This is a genomic window from Burkholderia sp. Bp9012, assembly GCF_003853825.1.
GTDB classification, from domain to species: domain Bacteria; phylum Pseudomonadota; class Gammaproteobacteria; order Burkholderiales; family Burkholderiaceae; genus Burkholderia; species Burkholderia diffusa.
On record NZ_QTQA01000005.1, the window covers coordinates 243154 to 252805 of the forward strand.

General features: G+C 66.3%; 9 protein-coding genes. 2 read left to right on the forward strand and 7 right to left on the reverse strand.

What is annotated here, in order from left to right:
• Positions 1-62: 62 nt before the first annotated feature.
• Positions 63-383 carry a pyrimidine/purine nucleoside phosphorylase gene (locus DIE11_RS09130; RefSeq protein WP_124623015.1) on the reverse strand — a complete coding sequence of 107 codons (321 nt, stop codon included), beginning with the start codon at positions 381-383 and terminating at the stop codon, positions 63-65.
• A gap of 178 nt (positions 384-561) precedes the next feature.
• Complete coding sequence (locus tag DIE11_RS09135) at positions 562-1464, reverse strand: LysR substrate-binding domain-containing protein (protein WP_059607242.1); 903 nt, start codon at positions 1462-1464, stop codon at positions 562-564.
• A 181-nt stretch (positions 1465-1645) separates the two neighbouring features.
• Between DIE11_RS09135 and DIE11_RS09140 the strand changes: the two genes are divergently transcribed.
• Positions 1646-2830 carry a M20 aminoacylase family protein gene (locus DIE11_RS09140; RefSeq protein ID WP_124623017.1) on the forward strand — a complete coding sequence of 395 codons (1185 nt, stop codon included), beginning with the start codon at positions 1646-1648 and terminating at the stop codon, positions 2828-2830.
• Between the two features lie 43 nt (positions 2831-2873).
• Positions 2874-4193, forward strand: a complete 1320-nt coding sequence (locus DIE11_RS09145; protein WP_124623019.1) for an MFS transporter — start codon at positions 2874-2876, stop codon at positions 4191-4193.
• Positions 4194-4388: 195 nt separating this feature from the next.
• Here DIE11_RS09145 and DIE11_RS09150 read toward each other — a convergent pair whose 3' ends face one another.
• The 5 genes from DIE11_RS09150 to DIE11_RS09170 all read right to left on the reverse strand — a co-directional run bounded on the left by DIE11_RS09150 (position 4389) and on the right by DIE11_RS09170 (position 9557).
• The gene (locus tag DIE11_RS09150) at positions 4389-5492 is read right to left on the reverse strand and encodes a porin (protein ID WP_059533872.1); all 1104 of its coding nucleotides are present in this window, start codon (positions 5490-5492) and stop codon (positions 4389-4391) included.
• Positions 5493-5555: 63 nt separating this feature from the next.
• Positions 5556-5975 (reverse strand): DoxX family protein, encoded by a 420-nt coding sequence (locus tag DIE11_RS09155; protein WP_059607238.1) that lies wholly within the window; start codon positions 5973-5975, stop codon positions 5556-5558.
• 176 nt (positions 5976-6151) lie between these two features.
• Entirely contained in the window at positions 6152-7429 is a 1278-nt protein-coding gene (locus DIE11_RS09160; protein ID WP_124623021.1) for a cytochrome c, read from the reverse strand.
• 2 nt (positions 7430-7431) lie between these two features.
• Positions 7432-9051, reverse strand: coding sequence for a GMC family oxidoreductase (locus DIE11_RS09165; RefSeq protein WP_124623023.1), 1620 nt, complete (start codon positions 9049-9051; stop codon positions 7432-7434).
• Entirely contained in the window at positions 9051-9557 is a 507-nt protein-coding gene (locus tag DIE11_RS09170) for a sugar dehydrogenase complex small subunit (protein ID WP_124623025.1), read from the reverse strand. Before DIE11_RS09170 ends, DIE11_RS09165 begins: the two co-directional genes overlap by 1 nt.
• Positions 9558-9652 lie beyond the last annotated feature (95 nt).

Below are 9652 nucleotides of genomic sequence, written 5' to 3' on the forward strand. Positions count from 1 at the left end.
GGCGGGGCTTTTTCGTTTGGGCGCACGGGCCGCACGCACGCGTCGCGACCGTGCTTGCGCGCTTACAGGTAGCTGCAGACGTAGTCGAGCGTCTCGAGCACTTCGATGTCGAAGCGGCTCTTGCCCGGCACAGAGAACGATTCGCCGGCGCCGTAGGTCTGCCAGTCGCTGCTGCCGTCGAGCTTCACGCGGCACTTGCCGGCCTGCACTTCCATCAATTCGGGCGCGTCCGTGCCGAAGTTGAGCGCGCACGGCAGGATCACGCCGAGCGTCTTGCGCGTGCCGTCCGGGAAGAGCACGGTATGCGACACGCACTTGCCGTCGAAATAGACGTTCGCGCGCTTGACGACCGATACGTTGTCGAATTGGGTTGCACTGGTCATGTGATGCCTCTGATTGCTGGATGCCGGATGGCGTGTTGTCGGAAGCCGGCCGGGGCGGCAGGCCGGCCGCTATGATACCGGCTCGCGGCGGGCGTGCCGCAAGCGGGGCCGATCGCAGGCGTGCGACCGATAATCAGGATCACTATTCGATGCATTGTGTGGCCCGCATGGAGCATGCTCAACGGAGCCCCTTGCGTCGCGCGGAATCGCGCAGGCAGTCGAGCAGCATTGCCGCAGCCGGCGTGAGCGGACTGTCGCGGCGCGTGACGACCTGCACGGACACGCCGGGCAGCCGCTCGCGGATCGGCAGCACCACGAGCTGGTCGCGCGCCCACTCCCCTTGCAGCAGCTGTTCGGGCATCGACGCGATCAGGTCGCAGCCCGTCATCAGGCTGTGCGCGAGGCCGAAGCTCGGGCATTCGACGACCCGCTGCGGCACCGGCAGCCCGTATGCGATGAACGTGTTGAACAGCACCTGGGTCGAGCTTTCCGGCGACGGATTCATCAGCCAGTCGGCCTCGACGAGATCGGCGAGCGACGTGGCCGACGCGAGCGGATGCCCCTTGCGCGCGACGATCAATGATCGGCTCGCATAGAGTTCCGCGTGATCGAACTCGGCCGCCAGCAGTTCGGGCACGACGACGGCCACCGCGAAATCGAGGGATCCGTCGTGCAGCCGCGGCAGCGCGACGCCCGGAAACCCTTCGATCAGATTGACGCGCGCGACCGGAAAGCGCCGCCGGAACGCGCGAAACGCGTCGGGCAGGATCGTCACCGCGGCGGCCGGCGTGATCGCCGCCGCGACCGAGCCCGTCATCGCGCCCTGCGCCTGCTCGATGTCGTCGCGCGCACGCTGCATCTCGGCGACGATCAGCCGCGCGCGCACCTGCAACTGCTGGCCGAACGCCGTGAGCTGCACGCCGCGCGCGGTGCGCACGACGAGCGACACGCCGAGTGCGATCTCCAGTTCCTTGACCGCCTTCGTCAACGCCGCCGGCGACACGTTCAGGCGCCGCGCGGCCGCGCGGATGCTCCCTTCGTCCGCGACGGTGACGAACGCTTTCAACTGATGGTATTTCATGGCGGCATGCGTGATTCGTGGAAACCCCCGTGCAGCGCGGCGCATGCAGGCTCAGGGTATTCCCGAGCAGCAACCGGTGGTGTGCACCAAAGCAATTTAGCAGCTTCTGGTGCGCAAAAGAAATTTATATCCTTTACCGTCATATGCGCGTCAAACGTCCACCGGCCCCACAGGAGACACCATGCTGCAAGCCGCGAACCCCGTCATCCCCGGCATCGCCGCGATCGCCCCAGACCTCATCGAAGTGCGCCGCCGCATCCATGCGCACCCGGAACTCGCGTTCGAGGAAACGCTGACGAGCGATCTCGTCGCGGAACTGCTCACCGGCTGGGGCTACGAAGTGCATCGCGGCATAGGCAAGACGGGCGTCGTCGGCGTGCTGCGCGAAGGACAAGGCACGCGCACCGTCGGCCTGCGCGCCGACATGGACGCGCTGCCGCTCGCCGAGGCCACCGGCCTGCCCTACGCGAGCCGCCATGCGAACAAGATGCATGCATGCGGCCACGACGGCCACACCGCGATGCTGCTGTGCGCGGCGCGTCACCTGGCCGCGACGCGCCAGTTCTCCGGCACGCTGAACCTGATCTTCCAGCCAGCCGAGGAAAACTTCGGTGGCGCGAAATCGATGATGGACGACGGCCTGTTCGACCGCTTCCCGTGCGATGCGATCTTCGCGATCCACAACATGCCGGGCCGGGCCGCCGGCGACATGGCATTCCGCACCGGCGCCGCGATGGCGTCGGCCGACCGTGTGACGATCACGCTGCGCGGCGTCGGCGGTCATGGGGCGATGCCGCACTTCGCACGCGATCCGATGTCGGCCGCAGGCAGCATCATGGTCGCGCTGCAAACGATCGTCGCGCGCGAGGTCGATGCGCAGCATGCGGCCGTGATCACGGTCGGCAGCGTGCAGGCCGGCGAGACCTTCAACATCATTCCCGAAACCGTCGTGATGAAGCTGTCGGTGCGCGCGCTGAACGCCGACGTGCGCGCGCTGCTCGCCCGCCGCATCGAAGCGCTCGCGAAGGGCCAGGCGGAAAGCTTCGGCCTCACCGCGGAAGTGGATTACGACTACGGCTACCCTGTGCTCGTCAACCATCCCGAACCCACCGCGTTTGCAGCCGACATCGCGCGCCGGATGCTCGGCGCCGAGCGTGTCGAGACCGAGGCCGCGCCGCTGATGGGCAGCGAGGACTTCGCGTTCATGCTCGAGGCGCGCCCCGGCTGCTATGCGTTCATCGGCAACGGGATCGGCAGCAAGGGCGGCTGCATGGTGCACAACCCCGGATACGACTTCAACGACGACATCCTCGCGATCGGCGCGAGCTACTGGGTCCGCGTCGCCGAAGCCTGGCTCGCGGCCTGACGGCCCTTCATCACGCAGTTCCGCGCTTTAGCAGGGGAACCCCATGGAAACGTCCGCCCTTCCGTTCGCCGGCTCGCCGGCCGATGCCCGCGCCGCCGCGAAGAAACGCCGCCTGATCGCGGCCGCCGCGGTCGGCAACGCGCTCGAGTTCTACGACTTCACGGTCTACAGCTTCTTCGCAATCCTGATCGGCAAGCTGTTCTTTCCGGTCCACTCGTCGTTCGGGCAGCTGATGCTCGCGGTCGCGAGCTTCGGCGTCGGCTTCGTCACGCGTCCGCTCGGCGGCCTCGTGATCGGCATGTATGCCGACCGCGCCGGCCGCAAGAAGGCGATGATCCTGACGCTCTTGCTGATGGCGCTCGGCACCGCGACGATCGCGGTCGCGCCGACCTTCGCGCAGATCGGCATCGCCGCGCCGCTGCTGCTCGTGCTCGCACGCCTGCTGCAGGGGTTCGCATCGGGCGGCGAAGTCGGCGCGTCGACGACGCTGCTGCTCGAACAGGCACCGCAGCACCGCCGCGGCTTCTACGCGTCGTTCCAGTTCTCGAGCCAGGGGCTCGCCGCGCTCGCCGGCGCGCTCACCGGCGTCGCGCTCACGTCGACGCTCAATGCCGCGCAGCTCGAAAGCTGGGGCTGGCGCGTGCCGTTCATCATCGGCACGCTGTTCGTACCGCTCGGCTACTGGCTGCGCAAGACCGTCGAGGAAGTGCCGGCTGCCGCGCACGCCGCCACGCACGACGAGCCGGTCGCGTCGCTGCCGCTCGCCGATGTGCTGCGCCACCACGGCAAGGCCGTGTTCGCGGGCCTCGGCGTGACGATCGGCGGCACGTCGATCCACTATATCATCGTGTTCTACATGGCGATCTACGGCGTGCAGGTGCTGCATCTTCCGACCTGGCTGTCGATGACGGCAGGCTGCGTCGCGGGCGCGATCCTGATGCTGGTGACGCCGATCGGCGGCCACCTGTCCGACGTCTACGGGCGCAACCGAATCGTCTGGTGGACGCGCATCGTGCTGATGGCCGCGATCTACCCCGCGTTCATCGCGCTGAACCGGTGGCCAGGCGCCGCGTCGCTGCTGTCGATCATCGCCGCGCTCTCTGTCGTGCACGCGATCAACATCGGCGCGACCGGTGCGATGCTCGGCGAGCTGTTCCCGCGTGCGGTTCGGGCGACGGGCGGTGCGCTCGTCTACAGCGTCGGCGTCGCGATCTTCGGCGGCTTCGCGCAGTTTTTCGTGACCTGGCTGATCGCGGCGACCGGCAACCCGAATGCGCCTGCGTGGTATGCGATCGGCTGTGGTGCGATGACGCTGCTCGCCATTCGCTGCATGGACGAGAAGGCCGGGAAAGCACTCGATTAACTGACGGGCGATGCGCGGCACGTGCGCGGCCGCAACGTCGTCGATCCACCGACCCCGCCGGTTTCGACGGGGTCTTTCCTTTTGTGTGATCGACACTGCTCACATGAACCGGCAGCGCCAGAGGACCGTCCGTCGCCGTAAACGCAACAAGGCACGGGCCACCGTCACCCGTGCCTTGCGTGCGCTACGCCTCGATCAGAACGTATGCATCATCCCGACATACGCGCCCGTCTGCGACTCGCCCGTCATCGGGCTCGTGCCCGACGTCGCGTCGCGCGGCGACGCGAGCAGCGAGAAGTTCGAGTTGCCGCCGTTTCGCACATACGCGACCGTCCCGTACAGGAACGTGCGCTTCGACAGGTTGTACGTCGTACCGAGCACGTACATGATCGCGTGCCCCGACGGATCGTGCGACGCATCGCCGCCGCCGTCACCGACCTTCACGTAATACCCGCCGCCCGTCACGGCCCACTGCGGCGTTGCCGTGTAGGTCGCGCCGAGCCAGTAGTGATCGGCGCGATCGGCGACGCCCGCCGGGCTATCCGGCGCCTGGTAGTGCGTATACGCGCCCTGGATCTTGAACTTCGACACCTTCACGTTCGCGCCGACGAAATACTCGCGCGAAGCGGTGAAGATATTGCTGAACTTGCCGTTGTTGTCGCGCAGCTCGTCGTAGATGCCGCGCACGTCGAGCACCGGCGAGTGGTACGAGATCATGATCCCGTCCGAGCGGCCGAAGTCGTCGGCCGCGCCGTAGTTGAAGCCGCGCGACTGGTTGCCGAACGCATATTGCGCCTGCACGTCGAAGCCGCCGATCACCGGGCTGTGATATTCGATGTTGTTGCTGCTCTGCTGCCAGTTGCGCCCGCGCACGAGCGATGCGGACGAAAACGCCTGCTGCACGAACGGATCGAATTCCCACACGCCATCACTGTCGATGAACAGGTTGCGGCCGGCCTGCAGCTGTCCCCACGTGTCGCTCTTCAGCCCGACATACGCGCGGCGCGACCACATGCGTCCACCGCCCGTCGTGCCGTTCATCACCTGAAACGCGGTTTCCAGGTTGAAGACCGTCGACATCCCGCCGCCGAGATCCTCGACGCCTTTCAGGCCGAACATGCTGGTGCCCCAGTCGCCGCCTTCCGCGCTCCAGCGCGTCGAGCTGCCGTTGGGCGTCGCGATGTGGTTCAGGTATTCGACGCCGCCGTCGATCCGGCCGTACAGCGTCACGCTTGTCTGTGCGAACGCGGCCGCCGGCGTGGCGGCCACGATCAGCCATGCGAAATGTTTGAGTCGCAAAATGATGCCCCCTCGGAGTCCCGACCGTCCGACACGCGCCCCATGCGCGCGCCGGCGATCCGTTTACCCGCGATCGATCGAAAAACGTCCGGGGCCCGCCGCGCAGAGCGCGAGCAGGCCGCCCGAGATCGCGATGTTCTTGTAGAAATGAATCATGTTGTTCATCTGCTCGCCGCCCGTCATCGTCCAGTAGTGGTGGCCGATCAAGCCGGTGCCGATCGTATACAGCGCAAGCAGCAGCGCGAGCGGCCGCGTCTGGAAACCGACGAGGATCGCGATGCCGGCGAACAGCTCCATCACGACGGAGATTGCCGCCGAAACGATCGGTGCAGGCGCACCCTCGCTTCCCATGAACGCGATCGTACCGGAGAAGTCGACGATCTTCTTCCAGCCGAACATCACGAACAGGATCACGAGCAGGATTCGGGACAGCAGCAGCAGCACATCGCGCTGGGAAGCGAGAAACGGTTGATTCGGTGTCATGGTGTGATCAACGAAAGCAGTGCGCGAACCGCGCGCACCGGATTGCCTGTGAACCGGAACGGGCGGCTGCCGGCCGCCCGCCCCGCTCTGCAACAACCGGCATCGGGGCCCGCCCGATGTGCTGTGCGCCTCCTCTTGTCAGTGTTGCCCTGCTTCGTGCCGCGTCGCGTCCGGCGTCAACGCGCCTTCGCGACGTCCTGCTCGGTCACCTTCGCGGCCGGATTGCCGAACTGGCCGGTCAGGTAGTTCGCCAGCGCGGCGATCTGCGCATCCGACAGCTCGTTGCGGAACGCGGGCATGCCGACGTCCTCGCTGCCGGCCTTGCGCTGCACGCCATTCAGGATCACCTGCACCAGGTTCGCCGGATTCGACGCACCCACCGTCGAGTTGTGGAACAGCGACGGGTAATAGCCGTCCGGCGTGCCCTTGCCCTGCATCTGGTGGCACGTCGCGCAGTTGCCGAGATACAGCCGCGCCGGATCGATGCCCGACGATGCGAGCGCCACGCCGCGCAGCTTCAGGCCGTCTTCGGCCGGCTTGCCCCACGACGAGCGCGACTGCTTCGCGTCGCCGCTGGCGACGGCCGGCACCGTGCGGATATACGTCGCGATCGCGCCGATGTCGGCGTCGGTCATCTTCGAGAAGCTGTGCTCGACCGCCTCGGCCATCGGGCCGGCAGCCTGCGCGAGGCCCGGCACGCTGCCGGTACGCAGGTACTGGACGAGTTGCTGCTGCGTCCAGCCGCCGATCCCCGCGTTCGGGTCGGACGTGATGTTGTAGCCGTCCCAGCCCGCGAGCACCGAACCCGACAGGAAGCTGCCGCCCGTCTCGTCGAGCGACTTCTCCTGCATCGCGATGCCCCGCGGCGTGTGGCACGTGCTGCAGTGCGCGAGGCCCTGCACCAGGTACGCGCCGCGGTTCCACTCGGCGCTCTGCGTCGGCTTCGGCGCGTACGCGCCGTCCTTCAGGAATAGCCAGTTCCAGATCTTCAGCGGCCAGCGCATGCTCAGCAGCGCGGGAATCTCGTTCTTCGGCGGCGTCTGCTTGACCGGTTCGACACCGTGCATGAAGTACGCATACAGCGCCTGCACGTCGTCGTCGTTGATCTTCGCGTACGACACGTAAGGCATCGCCGGGTACAGGTTGTTGCCGTTCTTCGACACGCCGTGACGCACCGCGCGCTCGAAGTCGTCGAACGTCCAGTTGCCGATGCCGGTGTCCGGGTCCGGCGTGATGTTGCTCGTATAGATCTTGCCGAGCATCGGCACCGGCATGCCGAGGCCGCCGGCGAACGGCTTGCCGCCCTTCGCGGTGTGGCAGGCCATGCAGTCGCCCGCGACCGCGAGATATTCGCCGCGCTTGATCTGCGCGGGATCGGCCGAGTCGGCCGCGCGCACGAGGCCCGGCAGCGCGAGGCAGCCAGCGAGGAGGAAGGTGAGAGTAGATTTCCGCACGGTCAGACTTCCTTCTTCAGCGTGTCCGACATCCGCAGCGCCAGCGCCGCGATCGTCAGCGTCACGTTCACCGTACCGACGGTCGGCATCGTCGAGCTGCTCGAGATGAACAGGTTCGGATGGTCGAACGTCCGGCAGTCCTTGTCGACGACCGAGTCGCGTGCATCCGCGCCCATGATCGTCGCGCCCGTGATGTGGTTGTTCGGCGCGAACTCGTCGTTGAACACGACGTCCGTGCCGCCCAGCACCTGCGCCGCGGTCGCATAGACTTCGCGCGTGTGCACGGCGCCGCGCTTCACGTAGTCGTCGATCGCATAAGTGATTTCCGGGCGCGGAATGCCGATCGCGTCGGTGGCGGTCTTGCTCGGCACGATGCGGTTCTCGGGCTGCGGCAGGATTTCGTGGAAGCAGTCGAACTGCACGTAGCGGGCCGAACGATCGCGGATCTGCGCGTCGAGCTCGCCGGACTTCATCAGCTTGCCGGCCTTGAAGATCTTCTGCGTCTCCTGGTTGATGCGCGACATGTTCGACAGATGGATCTTCTTCGCGGCTTCGGTCGCGCGGAACGGACCGTCGCGGAAACCGATCAGCGACGTCATTTCCTGCGGGCCGCGACCCGGCCACAGCTTCTCGCTCGCATAGAACGACACGCCCGTGCCCGGGTGGTCCATCAGGTTGCGCCCGACCATGTCGGAGCTGTTCGCGACGCCGTTCGGGAAGTCGCGGTTCGCCGACATCAGCAGGATCTTCGGCGTCTCGATGCCGTTCGCGGCGACCACGAAATACTTGCCCTCGACGCGATGGTCGGCGCCCGTCTTGTCCTTGTAGATCGCGGCGACGATGCGCTTGTCCGGACCCGTCTCGAGCTTGTAGACGACCGCGCTGTCGATCAGCTTCGCGCCGGCCTGCTCGGCCTTCTCGACGTGCACGATGCCGTTGTACATCGCACCGATCGGGCAGATCGGCATGCAGTTGTTGTTCCCGCAACAGGTTGGCCGGCCGTCGTACGGACGGCTGTTGCGCGCGACCGGTTCGGTCACCACGTGGAACTTCGGGTCATGGCCGTTGAGCGCGCTCTTGATCGTCTGCTCGTTGAACGACAACGGCAGCGGCGGCATCGGATACGGCTGCTTGCGCGGCGAGTACAGGTCCTCCTCGGGGCCGGGGCCCCACACGCCGAGTTCTTCCTCCGCGCGCTGGTAGTAATGCTCGAGGTCGTCGTACTGGATCGGCCAGTCGCGACCGACGCCGTACACGGTCTTCATCTTGAAGTCGTTCGGGATGAAGCGCCACGCCGACGCGGCCCAGTGCCACGTCGTGCCGCCCACCGCGCGGATGTACTGCGAGTTGAACTTGTGCTCGCCCTTCAGGACCAGGTAGTCGTTCGGCGGGCCGTATTCCGGATGCGGCGCCCACGGGCTCGACGGGTACGGCGCCATGAAATCCGTCTTGTCGGGCTGGTTGCGGAAGCGTTCGACGATTTCCCAGCGCGGCATGCGCGGGCCTGCCTCGAGCAGGATCACCGACTTGCCGGCCATGGCAAGCTGGTGCGCGACGATCGCGCCTGCGACACCGGATCCGACGACCACGACGTCGGCTTTTTGCGTATCGGTATCGGCCATCAGGCTTGCCTCTCGATCGGTTTTTCGGCCCAGAAGCCGGGTTTGTTGGGGCAATACGAAGGAATCACGAGCGTATCGGATACGACGCTGAACATTAATGCTTCCTCGTACGTAATCACGACGTTGTCGACGATGCCGAGATACCACGCTTCGAGAATCGACAGCGCGGAGGCCTGCTGATCGGGACTCAATGAACCGGACGCGAGCGCGCCGGCGAGTTGCGACAGACCGTCGGCGGTCTTGAACGAGCCCTTCTGCAAGGCCTGCAGGAAGCGGTCGCCGAGCACGCGGCTCAGCCCTTTCTTGCCTGTCAGTGCTTCGGAGAGCGTCATGAACGTATCGAGCGGCGCGGCGCCGGGATTATCGGCCAAGGCTCGCAACGCCAGCGAGCCGGTGAGGCCTGCCGCCGTCAGCGCCAGTGCGCCCTGCAGCCATTGACGCCGCGTGATGCCGGATGCGGCTGCGTCGCGATCGCGACGCGAGTGGGGGGTGTTGTCGTTGTGCATGTTTCCTTCTCTCGAACACCGGATTCGGGAAAACCACGCTTGATATTTCTCAAACTTTCGCGCGGCCCTGAAATGTACGCGCACAATTCGAATTG

Bases quoted from the DNA above. Each gene is read 5' to 3' on its own strand.
- DIE11_RS09130 (WP_124623015.1), bottom strand. From the start codon at position 383: ATGACCAGTGCAACCCAATTCGACAACGTATCGGTCGTCAAGCGCGCG.
- DIE11_RS09135 (WP_059607242.1), bottom strand. From the start codon at position 1,464: ATGAAATACCATCAGTTGAAAGCGTTCGTCACCGTCGCGGACGAAGGG.
- DIE11_RS09140 (WP_124623017.1), top strand. From the start codon at position 1,646: ATGCTGCAAGCCGCGAACCCCGTCATCCCCGGCATCGCCGCGATCGCC.
- DIE11_RS09145 (WP_124623019.1), top strand. From the start codon at position 2,874: ATGGAAACGTCCGCCCTTCCGTTCGCCGGCTCGCCGGCCGATGCCCGC.
- DIE11_RS09155 (WP_059607238.1), bottom strand. From the start codon at position 5,975: ATGACACCGAATCAACCGTTTCTCGCTTCCCAGCGCGATGTGCTGCTG.
- DIE11_RS09165 (WP_124623023.1), bottom strand. From the start codon at position 9,051: ATGGCCGATACCGATACGCAAAAAGCCGACGTCGTGGTCGTCGGATCC.
- DIE11_RS09170 (WP_124623025.1), bottom strand. From the start codon at position 9,557: ATGCACAACGACAACACCCCCCACTCGCGTCGCGATCGCGACGCAGCC.